At 70.9% G+C, this 16,523-nt stretch carries 16 protein-coding genes; 11 read left to right on the top strand and 5 right to left on the bottom strand.

The features are described 5' to 3' along the window. Positions 1 to 7: 7 nt before the first annotated feature. Complete coding sequence (locus tag ABD264_RS06740; RefSeq protein ID WP_295108820.1) at positions 8 to 736, top strand: FadR/GntR family transcriptional regulator; 729 nt, start codon at positions 8 to 10, stop codon at positions 734 to 736. A 324-nt stretch (positions 737 to 1,060) separates the two neighbouring features. On the opposite strand, the gene ABD264_RS06735 is transcribed toward ABD264_RS06740, so the two are convergent. After that, on the bottom strand, positions 1,061 to 1,804 hold the full coding sequence (locus ABD264_RS06735; RefSeq protein WP_055082289.1) for a response regulator transcription factor: 744 nt from the start codon (positions 1,802 to 1,804) through the stop codon (positions 1,061 to 1,063). Positions 1,805 to 1,826: 22 nt separating this feature from the next. Between ABD264_RS06735 and ABD264_RS06730 the strand changes: the two genes are divergently transcribed. The 3 genes from ABD264_RS06730 to ABD264_RS06720 are packed head-to-tail and all read left to right on the top strand — an operon-like array spanning position 1,827 to position 3,639. Continuing rightward, positions 1,827 to 2,036 (top strand): hypothetical protein, encoded by a 210-nt coding sequence (locus ABD264_RS06730; RefSeq protein ID WP_055082287.1) that lies wholly within the window; start codon positions 1,827 to 1,829, stop codon positions 2,034 to 2,036. A gap of 50 nt (positions 2,037 to 2,086) precedes the next feature. Then, positions 2,087 to 3,241: a sensor histidine kinase gene (locus ABD264_RS06725; protein WP_344205081.1), complete on the top strand. Its 1,155-nt coding sequence runs from the start codon at positions 2,087 to 2,089 to the stop codon at positions 3,239 to 3,241. Further along, entirely contained in the window at positions 3,238 to 3,639 is a 402-nt protein-coding gene (locus ABD264_RS06720; RefSeq protein WP_244944733.1) for an MGMT family protein, read from the top strand. Before ABD264_RS06725 ends, ABD264_RS06720 begins: the two co-directional genes overlap by 4 nt. A 52-nt stretch (positions 3,640 to 3,691) precedes the next feature. Here the strand turns inward: ABD264_RS06720 and ABD264_RS06715 are convergent, their stop codons facing one another. Together ABD264_RS06715 and purD are read right to left on the bottom strand one after the other, a co-directional pair. Continuing rightward, positions 3,692 to 4,663, bottom strand: coding sequence for a phosphoribosylaminoimidazolesuccinocarboxamide synthase (locus ABD264_RS06715; RefSeq protein ID WP_055082280.1), 972 nt, complete (start codon positions 4,661 to 4,663; stop codon positions 3,692 to 3,694). Then, a complete protein-coding gene (gene purD / locus ABD264_RS06710) occupies positions 4,660 to 6,024 on the bottom strand; it encodes a phosphoribosylamine--glycine ligase (protein ID WP_094395111.1) in 1,365 nt (454 codons plus the stop codon). Before purD ends, ABD264_RS06715 begins: the two co-directional genes overlap by 4 nt. 71 nt (positions 6,025 to 6,095) lie before the next feature. On the opposite strand from purD, the gene ABD264_RS06705 reads away from it, so the two are divergent. The 5 genes from ABD264_RS06705 (at position 6,096) to purM (ending at position 10,744) form a co-directional block, all read left to right on the top strand. Then, the gene (locus ABD264_RS06705) at positions 6,096 to 7,097 is read left to right on the top strand and encodes an asparaginase (RefSeq protein ID WP_344205077.1); all 1,002 of its coding nucleotides are present in this window, start codon (positions 6,096 to 6,098) and stop codon (positions 7,095 to 7,097) included. 11 nt (positions 7,098 to 7,108) lie between these two features. Then, on the top strand, positions 7,109 to 7,468 hold the full coding sequence (locus ABD264_RS06700; protein WP_145010089.1) for a sterol carrier family protein: 360 nt from the start codon (positions 7,109 to 7,111) through the stop codon (positions 7,466 to 7,468). Positions 7,469 to 7,691: 223 nt separating this feature from the next. Beyond that, a complete protein-coding gene (locus ABD264_RS06695) occupies positions 7,692 to 8,033 on the top strand; it encodes a hypothetical protein (RefSeq protein ID WP_144940936.1) in 342 nt (113 codons plus the stop codon). Positions 8,034 to 8,045: 12 nt separating this feature from the next. Beyond that, positions 8,046 to 9,587: an amidophosphoribosyltransferase gene (purF, locus tag ABD264_RS06690; protein ID WP_145010092.1), complete on the top strand. Its 1,542-nt coding sequence runs from the start codon at positions 8,046 to 8,048 to the stop codon at positions 9,585 to 9,587. Further along, a complete protein-coding gene (purM, locus tag ABD264_RS06685) occupies positions 9,584 to 10,744 on the top strand; it encodes a phosphoribosylformylglycinamidine cyclo-ligase (protein WP_144940942.1) in 1,161 nt (386 codons plus the stop codon). Before purF ends, purM begins: the two co-directional genes overlap by 4 nt. 215 nt (positions 10,745 to 10,959) lie before the next feature. Here the strand turns inward: purM and ABD264_RS06680 are convergent, their stop codons facing one another. Continuing rightward, positions 10,960 to 11,160, bottom strand: coding sequence for a DUF3073 domain-containing protein (locus tag ABD264_RS06680; RefSeq protein ID WP_068471186.1), 201 nt, complete (start codon positions 11,158 to 11,160; stop codon positions 10,960 to 10,962). Positions 11,161 to 11,409: 249 nt separating this feature from the next. Between ABD264_RS06680 and ABD264_RS06675 the strand changes: the two genes are divergently transcribed. Further along, positions 11,410 to 13,242: a BCCT family transporter gene (locus ABD264_RS06675; protein WP_344205072.1), complete on the top strand. Its 1,833-nt coding sequence runs from the start codon at positions 11,410 to 11,412 to the stop codon at positions 13,240 to 13,242. A gap of 103 nt (positions 13,243 to 13,345) precedes the next feature. Here the strand turns inward: ABD264_RS06675 and clpB are convergent, their stop codons facing one another. Next, positions 13,346 to 16,009: an ATP-dependent chaperone ClpB gene (gene clpB, locus ABD264_RS06670; RefSeq protein WP_144940948.1), complete on the bottom strand. Its 2,664-nt coding sequence runs from the start codon at positions 16,007 to 16,009 to the stop codon at positions 13,346 to 13,348. Positions 16,010 to 16,187: 178 nt separating this feature from the next. Here clpB and ABD264_RS06665 point away from each other — a divergent pair, with 178 nt between their 5' ends. Beyond that, entirely contained in the window at positions 16,188 to 16,412 is a 225-nt protein-coding gene (locus ABD264_RS06665) for a hypothetical protein (protein ID WP_144940950.1), read from the top strand. Positions 16,413 to 16,523: the final 111 nt, after the last annotated feature.

The following is a 16,523-nucleotide window of genomic DNA, read 5'->3' as shown; positions in this document are numbered from 1 at the left end:
AGGAACCATGAGCACCGCCCCCGCCTACACCGTGGTGCTGGACTGGCTCGAACGGCAGCTGCGCTCGGGTGAGCTGCGGGTGGGCGACAAGCTGCCGGCCGAGCGCACCCTCGCGGAGGACTTCGGCATCTCCCGTGCCTCGGTCCGCGAAGCGGTGCGGATCCTCGCGGCCATGGGGCTGGTGCGCTCCGCCACCGGGTCCGGGCCGCACTCCGGTGCCACGGTCATCTCGGACCCCTCGGCAGCACTGGGGTGGGCGCTGCGCATGCACATCGCCACCAGGTCCCTGCCCGTAGCGGACGTGGTGAGCACCCGTGTGCTGCTGGAGACCCAGTCGAGTCTCGACGCCGCGCGCTCGGACGTGCCGGAGCGCACCGCCGTCCTGGAGCAGGCGACGGCGCTGCTGGACCGCATGGACCGCCCGGACGTGGCCGACGCCGAGTTCCACTGCCTGGACGCGCAGTTCCACTTCCAGCTGGCGTCCCTGGGCGGCAACGTGGTGCTGGAGACGATCATGGCGTCGCTGCGCGAGGCGACCATCGGCTACGTGCAGGAGACCGTGGCGGCCACCTCCGACTGGCCCGGGGTGCGTGCGGGACTGCAGCACCAGCACCGGGAGATCCTGCGGGCCACGCTCGATCGGGAGGGTGAACTGGCGGCGCGGCTGCTGCGCGAGCACATCCTGTGGTTCTACGCGCTCGTCCCGGACGAGGCCGGGAGCACCGGCTCCGAGTGAGCGGGTTGCCCCGGCACCCCCTGGTCGGAGGGCACCGGGGCCAGATCCGCCCACGCTCGGGCTGCTGACGCGGCGGGAGCCCTCGGAGCTGCGCGCGAGGTGATCCAGGCCTCGCGGAACTCGTCCGGGGGTGGGGTACAAGGGCCCCGCCGCGAATCCAGCGGTCCACTCCCCGGGAGCTCGGTGCGCCGTACAGTCGCCCATCCCCCGGGAGCGGTGGACACCGGGTCAGGGCGTCCACCATCCACTGTGCCGCACGCGGCGTTCGAAGGGCTATGGCCATCCGGCCAGACCTGGGCCTTGAAACTGGGCAGAACCTGGGAATCAGGGGCGGCCCGCGTCGTCGTCGTCGAGAGCGGGCTTCACGAGGCCCCACTCGATCCCCGCGATCAGCACCTGGACCCGGTCCCGCACGGCCAGCTTCTCGCACAGTCGGGAGACGTAGGCCTTCACGCTGCCGTGCGAGACGGACATCCGCTCGGCGATCTCGGCGTTGTTCAGCCCCCGCGCTATCGACTCCAGGGTCTCGAGCTCCCGCGGCGCGAGCTGCGGCGCACCGGGAAGCGGGCCGGTGGCCCACAGCCCCGAGGCGTGCGCGACCGCCTCCCGCCGGCTCCTGCGCCGCACGGACGGCACAGGCACGTCCCCCAGCACGTTGTTCGCCAGCGAGCTCGCCACGGACGGAGACAGCGCAAGCTCGTCCTCCCGCACCAGGCTCGCGGCCGAGACAATCTCGTTGTGCCGCGCATCCTTCACCAGGTAGCCGGAGGCCCCGGCACGCAGCGCGGGCACCACGTACTCCAGGGTCGAGAACGTGGTGAGGGCGAGCACCTTGGTGCTCGGGCACTGCCGCACGATCTGCTCCGTGGCCTCGATCCCGTCCATCCCCGGCATGCGGATGTCCATCAGGACCACGTCCGGCTGCAGCGCGAGGCACTTCTCGACGGCCTCGGCGCCCTCCCCCGCTTCGCCGACCACTTCGAAGCCCGGCTCGGCGCGGAACAGGTTGGCCAGTGCATCCCTCATGAGCGGGTGGTCGTCGACGAGGAGGAGTCTGCACAAATCCATGAGGCGATCATAAGCTGGCACCATGAAACAGATCTCGACACTCCCGCACGCCTCCGCCACCCGCACCCGCCGCACCCGTATGGTGCGCACCGCCGTCACCGCGGCCCTCGTGTGCGGCCTGTCCTTCGGCGCCATGGCGCCCGCCGCCGCCGATACCGGTGCCTCCGTGCGCACCGGGCCTTCCTCCGTGATCTGCGGGTACCTGCCGCTGCTCTGCAAGGGCGGCCACTGATCCCGGCACCCACATCCCGCGACGACCAGCCGACGGCGCTCACTCGCTCCATGCCGAACTGGTTGCGAATCGTCGTCCTGCTCTTCGCGGCACTCGCACTGCTCGACGACCTGCGTTCCGTCGATTGGCAGACGCTGACACCCCTCACGGCGATTCTGACGGCCGGGACCTCCGTCCTCAGCTACGGCGCGGTGGCCCTCCTCGCCTGGTCGCCCAAGGCGAGCACCGTCGTCATCGTCGTGGGCTACGCGGCATCGGTGGTGCCCGATGAATACGCCGCAATGCTGCTCGGGGCGTGCGTGGTCATGGTCGGCGTCGTTGCCATGGTGCCTCGCCGCACCGTCGCCCTCTTCGTCGCGACTTCCGCGGCGTGGATCGTCGTGGTCTCCGCCGTCTCCCACGACACCCGCTTCGTGTGGGCGCTCGGCCTGCCCCTCGGCGTGTGCGCGCTGTTCGGTGTGGCCCTGCGCTTCTTCCTCACCCAGTACCGTCTCAATGCCCGGCGGCTCGCGGTGCTCGAGGTCACGCACCAGCAGCTGCGGGAGCAGGAGCGGCTGGCCCTGGCCCGGGACCTGCACGACGTCGTGGCCCACGAGCTCACGCTCGTCACCATGCAGGCCGCCGGCTCCCAGCGCGAACAGGACCCGGCCGCACTGCACCGCACGATCGACGCAATGGACACCGCCGCACGCTCGGGCCTGCAGGAGCTGCGCATCCTGCTGCAGGTGCTGCGCGACTCCCCCGGTCCCGCCGGCCCCGCACGCCCCCAGGCCGGTGGCACCTCGGGGTTGACCACGGGATCGCTGGGCGACATCGCCCGCACGCTCGCCTCGAACCTCGAGCACTCGGGGCTCCACCCGGAGTTCACGCTCGACGACGGCGCGACACGCCTTCCCACAACCGTCCGTGGCACCGCGGCCCGGGTGATGCAGGAGGCCACGACCAACATGATCAAGTACGCCCCCGCCGGTTCTCACTGCGAGATGCAGGTGTCCACGAGCGGTTCCTGCGTGCACGTCCACGCGCAGAACCCGGTCCGCCGCGGTGCCCGGCCCGCGGGCGAAGCCGAGGCCCCCGGCGCGGAGCTGACCTCCGGCTTTGGGCTGCCGGGAATCCGCGAGCGTGTGGCCCTGCTCGACGGCAGCGTGGAGTACGGGGCGCACGACGCCGCGTGGTGCCTGGACGTGCGGATCCCGTTCGCGTGAGCCGGGACCCGGAGGGGCGCGGCGGTGAGGACCCGGTCGAGGCGGTGCGGGGCGTCGTCGCCAGTATCCCGCCGGGCAGGGTGCTCAGCTACGGGGACGTGGCCGAGCTCGCCCGGCTCGGGACCCCGCGGCTCGCGGCGCGCATCATGGCCTCGGGGAAGCTCGGCCGGGGCGCCGCCTGGTGGCGGGTGGTGCGCGCGGACGGCACCCTGCCGAACTACCTGCAGATCACCGCGCGGGAACACTACGAGCGCGAGGGCACGCCCCTGCGGGACACGAGGGCGCACTGGGTCCAGGTGGACGTGCGCCGAGCCCGTTGGGACGCTCCGCCTGACGACCTCCCGCCGGACGTGCTCCCGGAGGGCGGTCCTCCCCCAGGGCAGCCTCGCGCGGGGTGATCTTCCGCAGGGTGGCGTTCCCCGGGACAGTCGTCCGCCGGCTGGCGCGGGATCAGTACTCCGGCGGCCCGGCCACCTCGATGAACGGTCCGCGGGGGTCGAACGCACGGCCGGTGAGCCGCTCGTAGGCCTCCACGTAGCGCTCACGCGTCTTCGCCACCACGTCCTCGGGAAGCTCGGGGACAGGCCCCTGCCCGTCCCAGCCGGACTCGTCGGAGCGCAGCCAGTCCCGCACGTACTGCTTGTCGAAGGACGGCTGGGGCTGGCCGGGTTTGTAGGTCTCCAGGTCCCAGAACCGCGAGGAGTCCGGGGTCAGGACCTCGTCCCCCAGCGTGATGGCCCCGCGGTAGGAGTCCAGCCCGAACTCCACCTTGGTGTCCGCCACGATGATCCCGCGCTCCCGGGCGATCCGCTCGGCTCGCGTGTAGATCTTCAGGGACAGCTCGCGCAGCCGGTCCGCCACGGAGTTGCCCACCACGTCCGCCATCTCCCGGTAGGTGATGGGCTCGTCGTGCTCCCCCAGCTCGGCCTTGCCCGTGGGGGTGAAGATGGGCTGCTCCAGGCGGTCCCCGTCCCGCAGTCCGTCCGGCAGCTCGATGCCGCACACCGCACCCGTGGCGCGGTAGTCCTTCAGGCCCGAGCCCGTGAGATAGCCGCGCACGATGTTCTCCACGGGGAACATCGAGAGGTTCTTGCACACCACGGCCCGCCCGCGCACGGACTCGTGCACGTCCGTGGTGAGGATGTGGTTGGGGATCCCGTCCAGCTGCTGGAACCACCACAGGGACAGCTGGGTGAGGATGGTGCCCTTGCCCGGGATCTCGGTGGGCAGGACCTGGTCGAACGCGGAGATCCGGTCGCTCGCCACCACCAGCACGGCACCCGCGCGGTACTCGGCGTCGTTGTGGATGGCCACGCCCGTGGCGCTGAGCCGGGACTCGTCCGGAACGTAGAGCTCGCGCACCTTCCCGGAGTAGATGTGCTTCCAGCCCGGGATCTCCGGGGGTGTGCCGTGCTCGCTCATGCCTGCTCCTCTGCTGTGCTCGCCGCGGGGCGCCCGTCCATGGAGGTGGCCGTGCCCCGGGTTGCAGTGTGCTGCGCGGCACCCGGTGTCGGGACCTCGATCCGCCCCTCAGCCGCGGCCAGCGCGATGTCCGTGCGGTGGTGGGATCCGTTCAGCGTGATGCGCTGGACCCCACGATAGCCACGCTCGCGGGCCTCCCGCAGATCCGCGCCCAGCGACACGACGGCGAGCACGCGCCCGCCCGCCGAAACCAGCTCCCCGGCGTCGTTGCGCTCAGTGCCCGCGTGGATCACCCGGGTCTCGGGAACCTCGTTGACCTCCTCCAGACCGGAGATCACGTCCCCCCTGCGCGGCGCCCCCGGATAGTTGTGGGCCGCGAGCACGATCGTCACGGAGGCCCCGGGCCGCCACTGCAGCGGACGCTCCTCGTCCAGCCTGCCGCGGGCGGCGTCGAGCAGCAGCTCCCCGAGCGGGGTCTCCAGCATGGCCAGCACGGACTGCGTCTCCGGGTCCCCGAAGCGCGCGTTGAACTCGATCACCTGCACGCCCCGGGGCGTGAGCGCCAGACCGCAGTAGAGCACGCCCGTGAACGGGGTGCCCCTGCGGCGCAGCTCGTTCACCACGGGCCGGGCCACGCGCTCCACGACCTCCCGGGTGAAGTCCTCGGGCAGCCAGTCCAGCGGGGTGTAGGCACCCATGCCGCCGGTGTTCGGGCCCTCGTCCCCGTCGCGCACGCGCTTGAAGTCCTGCGCGGGCTGCAGAGGCACCACGTGCTCGCCGTCGCTGAGCACGAACAGCGAGACCTCGGGGCCGTCCAGGAACTCCTCGACAACCACGGAGCCGCCGGCGTCGAGGCACTCCCGGGCGTGTGCCTCCGCGCGGTCGCGATCCTGGGTGACCACCACTCCCTTGCCCGCCGCCAGGCCGTCGTCCTTGACCACGTGGGGGGCGCCGAAGAGCTCGAGCGCCTCGCGCACCTGCATCATGTCCGACGTGGCGACGGCGCGCGCCGTGGGAACACCCGCCGCGGCCATGATCTCCTTGGCGAACGACTTGGAGCCCTCGATCCGGGCTGCCTCGCGGGACGGGCCGAAGACGGGGATCCCAGCGGCGTCGAGCGCATCCGCAACCCCCGCCACGAGTGGCGCCTCTGGGCCCACGACCACGAGGTCCGCCGAGAGCTCGCGGGCCAGGGCCACCACTGCCTCCGGATCCTGTGCGTTGAGCGGGTGCACCGGAACGTCCTGCGCGATCCCGGCGTTGCCGGGGGCCGCGTGGACCTCGCTGACGTGCGGGTCCCGCAGGAGGGACGTGATCATCGCGTGCTCGCGGCCGCCGGGGCCCACCACCAAAACCTTCACCGGCTCAGCGTATCGGCCACCGGGCCCGGGCGGGCAACGATTGCACCCCACGACGCTGACATACTGGGCCCATGCAGACTTTCAGCTCGGATCAGGCCGTGGATCTCGCCGTGGTGCAGCGCAGCGGCTTCGTGGAGTCCCGCCACCGCGGCTCGGCCGTGGTGCTCGCCCCGGACGGCTCCGTGGCCCTCTCCGTGGGCGCACCCGAGGAGCTGATCTTCCCGCGCTCCACGCTCAAGCCGTTCCAGGCGGTCGCCGCCATGAAGGCGGGGGCCGCGCTGCGCGGCGAGCAGGTGGCCATCGCCGCGGCGTCCCACACCGGGACCTTCGACCACCTCGATGCCGTCAGCTCGATCCTCAAGGCCGCCGGGCTCGGCCCCGAGGCCCTGCAGTGCCCGTCGGACTGGCCCCAGGACGAGGACACCCGCGCGTGGCTGGTCCGCACGGCGCGCGGCCAGAACCGCATGTGCATGAACTGCTCCGGCAAGCACGCCGCGTTCCTGCTCGCCTGCGTGACCAACGGCTGGCCGACGGACACCTACCTGGACCCCGAGCACCCGCTGCAGCGGCTCGTGCTGGAGACGGTCGAGGAGTTCGCCGGCGAGGCCCCCGCCCACGTGGGGGTGGACGGCTGCGGCGCACCGCTGCCGGCCATCAGCCTCAAGGGACTCGCACGTATGTACTCCACGCTCGGCCGGGCGGCCCGCAACATCCAGGCAGACGCCCGCGCCGCGACCGTGGCCACCTCGATGCTCGACTACCCGGAGTACGTGCAGGGACCGGGGCGCTCCAACACGGTGATCATGCAGGAGCTGGACGTGATCACCAAGCTCGGCGCGGAGGGCGTGCTCGGCCTCGGCACCCGGGCCGGATGGTCCGTGGCCATCAAGATGCTCGACGGCTCCTCGCGCGCCAACTCCCTCGTGGGCCTCACCCTGCTCGCCCACACCGGGGCGATCTCCGAGGCCGACGCCGCCCGCGTCCTTGATCTCGTCACACAGCCGATCACGGGGGCGGGAAAGCCCGTGGGCGCCGTTGAGCTCGCGCCGGCCCTGCAGGACCTGCTGGTCTGAGGCCCGCCGTGATGCGACGCAGGATCGACCCCGCTGACGGCATCCTGGCCCTCGCCCGCTGGCGGGAGGACCCGGAGGCCGCCGACCGCCGCACCGTGGCCACCGCCGTGCGCTACTGCCTCGAGGAGCTCGGCACCCGCGCGGAGGGCAACTCCGTGGAGGTGCGTGTCCCGCCGTTCGGTGTCACCCAGTGTGTGGCCGGGCCCCGGCACACCAGGGGCACCCCGCCCAACGTGGTGGAGACGGATGCCGCCACGTGGTTGTCCCTGGCCACGGGCGCCGAGACCTGGGCCGGCGCCGTCGCCGCCGGGAGCGTGGCGGCGTCGGGAACCCGCACCGACCTCAGCGGGTGGATGCCGCTTTTCCGCTGACGCCACCGGGCGCAGACCGCCGAGTGGGTGCGGGCGAATCTGCCGGGCGGACCCCGAAGGAGACCAACACGCGGAACGGACCGGTGCGGAGACGGCGGGGACCGGCCCCGGACCGCGGACTCGGCAGCGTCCGGCCAACGCGCCGAAAACTCCCAGCAGATCGCAAGTGCCCCCGCCCGCCCGCCGGACACACCACCCCCGCACGCGCGATACCGTGGAGACCATGACGTCCGTCCACCGCGAGTCCCCCGAGAGCGCACCCCGTCCCGGAACCACCACCCAGGAGGTCACGGTGCGCCGTGCACCCAACGTGACCGCGTTCCTGGCCGCCGGAGCGGCGATCGGGGCGATCGCCGGGCTGCTGATCGGCGCGCTCGGCCCCGGATCGATCGCGTACACCCGCGCGGCGATCATCGGGTTCTTCCTCATGACGTTCCTGATCATCGGCGGTGCCGTGGGCGCGATCGTGGGGCTCGTGCTGGACCGGATCTCCGTAAAACGAGCCCGCACCGGGGCCGCCGAGGTCCAGGATGTCCGCGGGGGTGGCGAGCACCCCGGGGCGTGAGACACTTGACCCGTGGCTCGTGCTGACGGAAAACTCTCCCATGACCTTCTCCCCGGCGAGAAGGGCCCCCAGGACGCGTGCGGCGTGTTCGGTGTGTGGGCCCCGGGCGAGGACGTCTCCAAACTGACCTACTACGGGCTGTACGCGCTGCAGCACCGCGGGCAGGAGTCCGCGGGTATCGCCACCTCGGACGGCGAGCGGATCTCTGTCTACAAGGACATGGGACTCGTGTCCCAGGTCTTCGACGAGACCACGCTCAACACGCTCAAGGGCTACCTGGCCGTGGGCCACGCGCGCTACTCCACGACTGGAGCGTCCCACTGGGCGAACGCGCAGCCCACGCTCGGCGCCACACCGCACGGCACGCTCGCCCTGGCCCACAACGGCAACCTCACGAACTCCGCGGAGCTCTACGACCTGCTGCTGGACAAGTCCGGCTTCCCGTCCCGCGGCGAGATGGCCCGGGGCAACACCACGGACACCGCGCTGATCACCGCCCTGCTCGCCGAGCATCCCCTGAACTCACTCGAGGAAGCGGCCATGAAGCTGCTGCCGCAGCTCGTCGGCTCGTTCTGCCTCACGTTCATGGACGAGACCACGCTCTACGCCGCGCGAGACCCGCTGGGGGTTCGCCCCCTCGTGCTGGGCCGCCTGGAGCGTGGCTGGGTGGTCGCCTCCGAGACCGCCGCCCTGGACATCGTGGGCGCCTCCCTGGTGCGTGAGGTGGAGCCCGGGGAATTCATCGCGATCGACGAGAACGGCCTGCGCTCGCGCCGTTTCGCGGAGGCCACCCCTGCGGGCTGCGTGTTCGAGTACGTGTACCTGGCCCGCCCGGACACCACCATCAACGGGCGCTCGGTCTACGAGTCCCGGGTGGAGATGGGCCGTCAGCTGGCCCGCGAGCACGCCGTGGAGGCGGACCTCGTGATGCCCACGCCCGAGTCCGGCACGCCCGCCGCGATCGGCTACGCCGAGGCCGCTGGCATCCCGTTCGGGCACGGTCTCGTGAAGAACTCCTACGTGGGCCGCACGTTCATCGAACCTTCGGACACCATCCGCCAGCTCGGCATCCGACTCAAGCTCAACCCACTGCGCTCCATCGTGGCGGGCAAGCGCCTGGTGGTCGTGGACGACTCGATCGTGCGCGGCAACACCCAGCGCGCACTCGTGCGGATGCTGCGCGAGGCCGGTGCCGCGGAGATCCACGTGCGGATCTCCTCCCCGCCCATCAAGTGGCCGTGCTTCTACGGAATCGACTTCGCCTCCCCCGCCGAGCTGATCGCCAACGGCATTTCGGTGGAGGGTGTGCGCGCCTCGCTCGGCGCCGACACGCTCGGCTACATCTCCGAGGACGGCATGATCGAGGCCACCAAGCAGTCCCGCGGGAACCTGTGCACCGCGTGCTTCTCCGGGGACTACCCCACCGCGCTGCCCAAGGCGGACCGGCTCGGCAAGGCCGTGCTGGAAGCACCCGGTGCCCATGCCGAGCCCTCCGAGGACCTCGTGACAACCGTCACGAGCACCGCACCCGAGCACGAGGAGACCACCGCATGAGCCCCGAGCAGCCCCAGGACTCCCGGTCCGTGACCTACGCGAGCGCGGGGGTGGACGTGGAAGCCGGGGACCGCGCCGTTGAGCTCATGAAGGCCGCGGTCAAGGCGACCCACACCTCCGGCGTCGTGGGCGGCGTGGGCGGCTTCGCCGGGCTCTTCGACGTCTCCGAGCTCACGACCTACCGCAAGCCATACCTGGCCACGTCCACGGACGGCGTGGGCACCAAGGTGGCCGTGGCCCAGGCGCTGGACGTCCACGACACCATCGGGTGGGACCTCGTGGGCATGGTCGTGGACGACATCGTGGTGGTGGGTGCCAAGCCCCTGTTCATGACCGACTACATCGCCACCGGCAAGGTGGTCCCCGAGCGCGTGGCGGACATCGTGCGCGGCATCGCGTCGGCCTGCGAGGCGGCCGGCACCGCCCTGGTGGGCGGGGAGACCGCTGAGCACCCCGGTCTGCTGGGCGTGGACGAGTACGACGTCGCCGGCGCCGCCACCGGCGTCGTCGAGGCGGACGAGCTGCTCGGCCCGCAGCGGGTGCGCGACGGTGACGTGGTCATCGCGATGGCGTCCTCGGGCCTGCACTCCAACGGCTACTCCCTGGTGCGCCGCGTGGTCGAGATGGCCGGCTGGCAGCTGGACCGCCAGGTGGACGAGCTGGGACGCAGCCTGGGCGAGGAGCTGCTCGAGCCCACGCGCGTGTACGCCGCGGACGTGCTGGACCTCGCGCGCGCCTTCCCGGTCAACGGGGCCGACGGCGCCACGGGCCACGGCGTGCGCGGTTTCTCCCACGTGACCGGCGGCGGACTCGCGGCGAACCTCGCCCGCGTGCTGCCCGAGAACCTGCAGGCCACGGTGGAGCGCGCCACGTGGTCCCTGCCCCCGGTGTTCCGGCTGGTCTCCGAGCTCGGCCGCGTGCCGCTCTCCGACCTGGAGCGCACCCTGAACCTGGGCGTGGGCATGGTAGCCATCGTCGACCCCGAGGTCGCCGACGCCGCCGTGGCCCACCTCGAGGCCCGTGGCCTGCCCGCCTGGATCATGGGACGCATCGGTCCCGTGGATCCGGACGCGGCCCGCCACGGCAGCGACTGGGTGCAGGGCGCCAAGGGCGTGGCCGGTGGCGGCGTGCTCATGACGGGTTCCTACGCGAGCTGAGGCTGAACGTGGGGCTCCCAGAGAGCCCCACACGGATACCCCGCCCACACGAAGAACCGCCCACACGTCTGTGCGGGCGGTTCTTCGTGTGGCACCACGGTTGCGGTGACCATCAGGTCTGCGGCGCCTGCTGCAGAGGTGTCGTGCCGCTGTCCCCCGGAGCGACCACGGCCTCCGGCTCGCGCAGCAACGAAAGGGAACGCACCGGGGCCGGGTCAGTCGTAGTCGGAGTACTTCTCCGCGTAGGACGAATAGTTGTCCTCCTCGTCGGAGCTTTCCTCGTGGTCAGCGGCTCGGGAGGACGGTTTCGTGCCGCGCAGCTCGCGCTGCAGGGCCGAGTAGTCGGTCTGCGGGCTGAAGTACTTGATCTCCCGCGCCTGTCGTGTCGCCTTCGCCTTTTGACGGCCGCGCCCCATGGCGTGACCCCCTCTGCGTCTCGTGTCCGGTGGGCGGTGCCGTGTTGAGCACACAGTACGGCCCCGGAGTGTCTTGTCAGTTTTTCGTGAGTCCAGGGTACATGTTTTGACCGCGTCTCGCGCACCGCCCGTGGCCCCGTTCACCCCGGGCCGATCCGCGGATCCCCGTCGCCTCCGCAAGGGGCCGGTACAGTGGGACGGCCCGGGCGGCGTCGCCCGCGTTTCCCCGCACCAGAACGCAGGTTTCCCATGAGCTCGTCCCCTGACGACAGCCCCCGGCCCACCGGCCAGTACCCCCACGACACCCACCCGGGCCTGGTGCCCGGCGTGTCCGTGGAGGAGCAGCGGGTGCGCTACCGCACCGACAAGATCACGTTCGGTGTCGCCGGTGCACTCATCGTGGGGTTCGTGATCTGGGGCGCGGTGTCCACGGAGTCCCTGACCACGGTCTCGACGGCCGCCCTGAACACGGTGGTGACGTACGGCGGGTGGATCTTCACCCTGCTGGCGGCCATCGTGCTGCTGTTCCTGCTCTACGTGGGCTTCTCCCGCTACGGACGCATCCCGCTCGGCAAGGACGGCGAGGAGCCCGCATACTCCATGGGCTCGTGGATCGCGATGCTCTTCGCCGCGGGCATGGGCGTGGGCCTCATCTTCTTCGGTGTGTACGAACCGGTGACCTACTACATGACCCCTCCCCCGGGGCGCGCCGAGGCCGAGAGCTTCCACGCAATGCACTCCGCCATGGCCCAGACCATCTTCCACTGGGGCCTGCAGGCGTGGGCCATCTACGCGCTCGTGGGCGCCGCGGTGGGTTATGCCGCCTACCGGCGCGGACGGCCGCTGCTGATGTCGGCCATCTTCGGCCAGCGGGCCCACCTCACCGTGGGCGGGCGGCTCATCGACATGTTCGCGATCGTGGGCATCCTCTTCGCCACCTCCGCCTCCCTGGGGCTCGGCACGCTGCAGATCGGCAGCGGGCTGCAGATCGTCACGGGGATGGGCCGGGTGGGCAACGGTGTGCTGATCGCGATCATCGCCGTGCTGACCTGCGTGTTCCTGGTCTCCGCGGTCTCCGGGGTGGCCAAGGGCATCCGCCTGCTGTCCAACTTCAACATGGTGCTCGCGGCCGTGGTGGCGTTCTTCCTCTTCGTGGCCGGGCCCACCGTGTTCCTGCTCAACTTCATCCCCTCCGTGGTGGGCACCTACTTCGCGGAGATGTTCCAGATGCTCGCCCTCTCCGCCTCGTGGGGCCCCGAGGCCGAGGACTTCATGCGCTCGTGGACCCTGTTCTACTGGGCGTGGTGGGTGTCCTGGGCGCCTTTCGTGGGGGTCTTCGTGGCCCGCATCTCGCGCGGTCGCACCCTGCGCCAGTACGTGAGCGTGGTGCTGCTGGCCCCCACGGTGATCTGTGTGCTCGCGTTCTCGATCTTCGGCGGCACCGCCATCTGGTTGCAGCGCTCCGGCACGGACGTTGCCGGCGCCGCGTCCCCCGAGGACATGCTGTTCCGGGTCCTGGACGCCCTGCCGTTCTCCCAGGTCACGCCGATCGCCATCATGGTGCTGCTCGCCGTCTTCTTCATCACCTCCGCGGACTCCGCGACGCTCGTGATGGCCTCGATGTCTCAGCAGGGCAAGCCGGAGCCGGACCGCAAGATCGTGATCTTCTGGGGAGTGGCCCTGGCCGGGGTCGCCGCCGTGATGCTCGCGGTCGGAGGCTCCGACGCCCTGCAGGGGCTTCAGGATCTCGTGACCGTTGCGGCCCTGCCCTTCGCGATCATCCTGCTGGCCCTCATCCCCGCCTTCCTGCGGGACCTCTCCACGGACCCCTTGAGCCTGCGCTACCGCTACGCCCGCACCGCCCTGGACAACGCCGTGCGCCAGGGCATGGGAGACCACGGTGACGACTTCGCTCTGGAGGTCCGTCACCAGGAGGGGCCCTCTGCCGCCGGAGCCGACGTCGACTCCACCGGCGAGCGCATGAGCTCCTGGTACCAGCGCACGGACGAGGACGGGCGCCCCGTCGACTACGACTACGCGCGGGACAGCTACGTGGATCCGAAGCCTCCCGCGCGACGCTGAGCCACGACGGCGAGCGGCGGGTGCGCACGACGAAGCGCCGGGACGGATCACCTCTGTCCCGGCGCTTCGCGCTGTGCTGGCGCGTGGCCAGCGGCGCGCGGGGTCAGTCCTCCACGACCTCCGCGTCCACGACGTCGTCGTCATCCCTGTCACGGGAGGCGTCGGACTCGCTGCGCTCGGCCGTGACCGTGAGCCCGTCCTCGGCGACGTCCGGGTTCACGTCCACCACCACGGTGTCACCGTCCAGGATGGCTCCGGACAGCAGCCCCTTCGCCAGGCGGTCGCCGATCTCGCGCTGCACCAGTCGGCGCAGCGGACGGGCGCCGTAGGCGGGGTCGTAGCCGGTCACGCCGAGCCACTCGCTCGCCGCGGGCGTGACCACCAGGGTCAGGCGGCGCTGCGCGAGGCGGCGAGCCAGCTGGGCAACCTGGATGTCCACGATCTTCGCGAGGTCCTCGGTGCTCAGCGGCTCGAATATGATGATGTCGTCCAGCCGGTTCAGGAACTCCGGCTTGAAGGACGCGTTCACCACGCCCATCACGGCGTCTTTCTTGGCCTGCTCGTCCATCGTGGGGTCCACCAGGAACTGGCTGCCCATGTTGGACGTGAGGATCAGGATCACGTTGCGGAAGTCCACGGTGCGGCCCTGCCCGTCGGTGAGCCGGCCGTCGTCAAGCACCTGCAGCAGGATGTCGAAGACCTCCGGGTGGGCCTTCTCCACCTCGTCCAGCAGCACCACGGAGTACGGGCGACGGCGCACGGCCTCGGTCAGCTGCCCGCCCTCGTCGTAGCCCACATACCCCGGAGGGGCACCGACCAGGCGGGAGACGGAGTGCTTCTCCGAGTACTCGGACATGTCGATGCGGATCAGGGCGCGCTCGTCGTCGAACTGGAAGTCCGCGAGGGACTTGGCCAGCTCGGTCTTGCCCACGCCTGTGGGGCCGAGGAACATGAACGAGCCGATGGGCCGGTCCGGGTCCGAGATCCCCGCGCGGGAGCGGCGCACCGCGTCCGCCACGGCGGTCACGGCCTTGCGCTGGCCGATCAGCCGCTTGCCCAGAACCTCCTCCATGTGCAGCAGCTTCTCGGACTCGCCCTGCAGCATCTTGCCGGCGGGGATGCCCGTCCAGGCGGAGATGACTTCGGCGATGTCGTCCGCAGTGACCTCCTCCGAGACCATGGTGTCCTCGGGGACGCCGCTGGCGTCCTCCTGTGCCTGGGCGGCGTCGAGCTGCTTCTGCGCGGCGGGGATCTCGCCGTACAGCAACCGGGAGGCCTCGCCGAGGTCCCCGTTGCGCTGGGCGCGCTCGGCCTGCGAGCGCAGTTCGTCGATCCGCGCCTTGAGCTCGCCGACCTGGTTCAGGCCAGCCTTCTCGGACTCCCACCGGGCGTTGAGCGCGTCCAGCTCCGCCTGCTTGTCCGCCTTGTCACGACGCAGCGCGGCCAGGCGCTCCACCGAGGCGGGATCGGTCTCGCCGTCCAGGGCGAGCTCCTCCATGGTCAGACGGTCCACCGAGCGGCGCAGCTCGTCGATCTCCTCCGGGGCGGAGTCGATCTCCATGCGCAACCGGGACGCGGCCTCATCGATCAGGTCGATGGCCTTGTCCGGCAACTGACGGCTGGGGATGTACCGGTGGGACAGCTGGGCCGCGGCCACGAGAGCGGAGTCCGCGATCTGCACCTTGTGGTGCGCCTCGTAGCGCTCCTTGAGCCCGCGCAGGATGGCCACGGTGTCCTCCACCGAGGGCTCTCCCACGTAGACCTGTTGGAAACGACGCTCCAGGGCGGCGTCCTTCTCGATGTTCTCGCGGTACTCGTCCAGCGTGGTGGCGCCGATCAGGCGCAGCTCGCCGCGGGCCAGCATGGGCTTGAGCATGTTGCCCGCGTCCATGGAGCCCTCGGACGCACCCGCGCCCACCACGGTGTGGATCTCGTCGATGAACGTGACGATCTGACCCTCGGACTTCTTGATCTCGTCCAGGACGGCCTTCAGTCGCTCCTCGAACTCGCCGCGGTACTTCGCGCCGGCCACCATGGACCCGAGGTCCAGGGAGATCAGCGTCTTCCCGCGCAGGGACTCGGGGACGTCCCCTGCGACCATGCGCTGCGCGAGGCCTTCCACCACGGCGGTCTTGCCCACGCCGGGCTCGCCGATCAGCACGGGATTGTTCTTGGTGCGCCGGGAGAGCACCTGGACCACGCGGCGGATCTCCGAGTCGCGGCCGATCACCGGGTCGAGCTTGCCCTCACGCGCAATGGCGGTGAGGTCCGTGCCGAACTTCTCCAGGGACTGAAAGGTCCCCTCCGGGTCCGGGCTGGTGACGCGGCGGTCACCGCGGACCTGCGGAATGGCCTCGGCGAGCGCCTCGGTGGTGACACCGGCGTTCTTCAGAGCCTCCGCGGTCTTGTCGTGGCCCGCGGCCAGGCCGTAAAGGATGTGCTCCGTGGAGACGTACTCGTCCTGCAGCTCGCGCGCATAGGTCTCGGCGGCCTGCAGCGCCTGCAGCGCGGTGCGGCTCAGCTGGGGCTGGGCCGTGGAGCTGCCGGACGCGCTCGGCAGCTCGTGGATGATGGTGCTGGCCTTGAGGGACACGGCGTCGGCGTTGGCGCCGGTGGCCTTCAGGACCGCGACCGCCACACCGTCCCGCTGGTCCATGAGGGCCTTGAGGGTGTGGGCGGGCTCGATGTTGGGGTTGCCCGCGGTCGCGGCGTTCGACGCCGCAGAACTCAGGGCCTCCTGAGACTTGGTGGTGAACTTGGTGTCCACAGCATCTCCTTCTGCTTGGCTAACGGATTGTCAATTATCTTGAGTCTAGTCCACTCAACCTGCTTTGTGAAGCCCTCGGCGCCGGAATTCTGGGGGAATTCGGGGGTGGACAGGCTATGATTAGTGCCCTAATCGTCGGGGTGAGACCACCCCGTCCGTCCCGTGAAAAGGATCTCCCATGTCCCGCCGCCGCGACCCCGACCGCCCGCGCCACAGCCTCTTCAAGCGCTTCGACGACTTCGTCATGAAGTTCGTGGGACCCGCCGACCGCAGCCCCGCGGACCTGCGCGGCAACGAGCAGATGAGCGAGCAGACCCAGCAGTGGTATAGCAACCTGCAGTCCGAGTACGAGATGGTGAAGGACGCCCACGGCCAGAGTTACCTGCGCCGCCGCGGGAGCTGATCCCGGCCGGGCACCCCGGCCCGGCGGCGTCGTTGACCCCCTCGTCACCCCTCGTCGTCAGCAGGCGGCGTCAGGGCACGACGCCGCTGGCCCCGTTTCCTGAGGCCCGGC

The organism is Kocuria salsicia (assembly GCF_039532055.1).
GTDB classification, from domain to species: domain Bacteria; phylum Actinomycetota; class Actinomycetes; order Actinomycetales; family Micrococcaceae; genus Kocuria; species Kocuria salsicia.
Note: the sequence above shows the minus strand (reverse complement) of the source record. Positions and strands in the feature narration are given on the sequence as shown.

Bases quoted from the DNA above. Each gene is read 5' to 3' on its own strand.
- ABD264_RS06695 (WP_144940936.1), top strand. From the start codon at position 7,692: ATGACGTCCGTCCACCGCGAGTCCCCCGAGAGCGCACCCCGTCCCGGA.
- ABD264_RS06705 (WP_344205077.1), top strand. From the start codon at position 6,096: ATGCAGACTTTCAGCTCGGATCAGGCCGTGGATCTCGCCGTGGTGCAG.
- ABD264_RS06740 (WP_295108820.1), top strand. From the start codon at position 8: ATGAGCACCGCCCCCGCCTACACCGTGGTGCTGGACTGGCTCGAACGG.
- ABD264_RS06735 (WP_055082289.1), bottom strand. From the start codon at position 1,804: ATGGATTTGTGCAGACTCCTCCTCGTCGACGACCACCCGCTCATGAGG.
- ABD264_RS06675 (WP_344205072.1), top strand. From the start codon at position 11,410: ATGAGCTCGTCCCCTGACGACAGCCCCCGGCCCACCGGCCAGTACCCC.
- ABD264_RS06725 (WP_344205081.1), top strand. From the start codon at position 2,087: ATGCCGAACTGGTTGCGAATCGTCGTCCTGCTCTTCGCGGCACTCGCA.
- purM (WP_144940942.1), top strand. From the start codon at position 9,584: ATGAGCCCCGAGCAGCCCCAGGACTCCCGGTCCGTGACCTACGCGAGC.
- ABD264_RS06700 (WP_145010089.1), top strand. From the start codon at position 7,109: ATGCGACGCAGGATCGACCCCGCTGACGGCATCCTGGCCCTCGCCCGC.
- ABD264_RS06665 (WP_144940950.1), top strand. From the start codon at position 16,188: ATGTCCCGCCGCCGCGACCCCGACCGCCCGCGCCACAGCCTCTTCAAG.
- ABD264_RS06730 (WP_055082287.1), top strand. From the start codon at position 1,827: ATGAAACAGATCTCGACACTCCCGCACGCCTCCGCCACCCGCACCCGC.
- ABD264_RS06680 (WP_068471186.1), bottom strand. From the start codon at position 11,160: ATGGGGCGCGGCCGTCAAAAGGCGAAGGCGACACGACAGGCGCGGGAG.
- ABD264_RS06715 (WP_055082280.1), bottom strand. From the start codon at position 4,663: ATGAGCGAGCACGGCACACCCCCGGAGATCCCGGGCTGGAAGCACATC.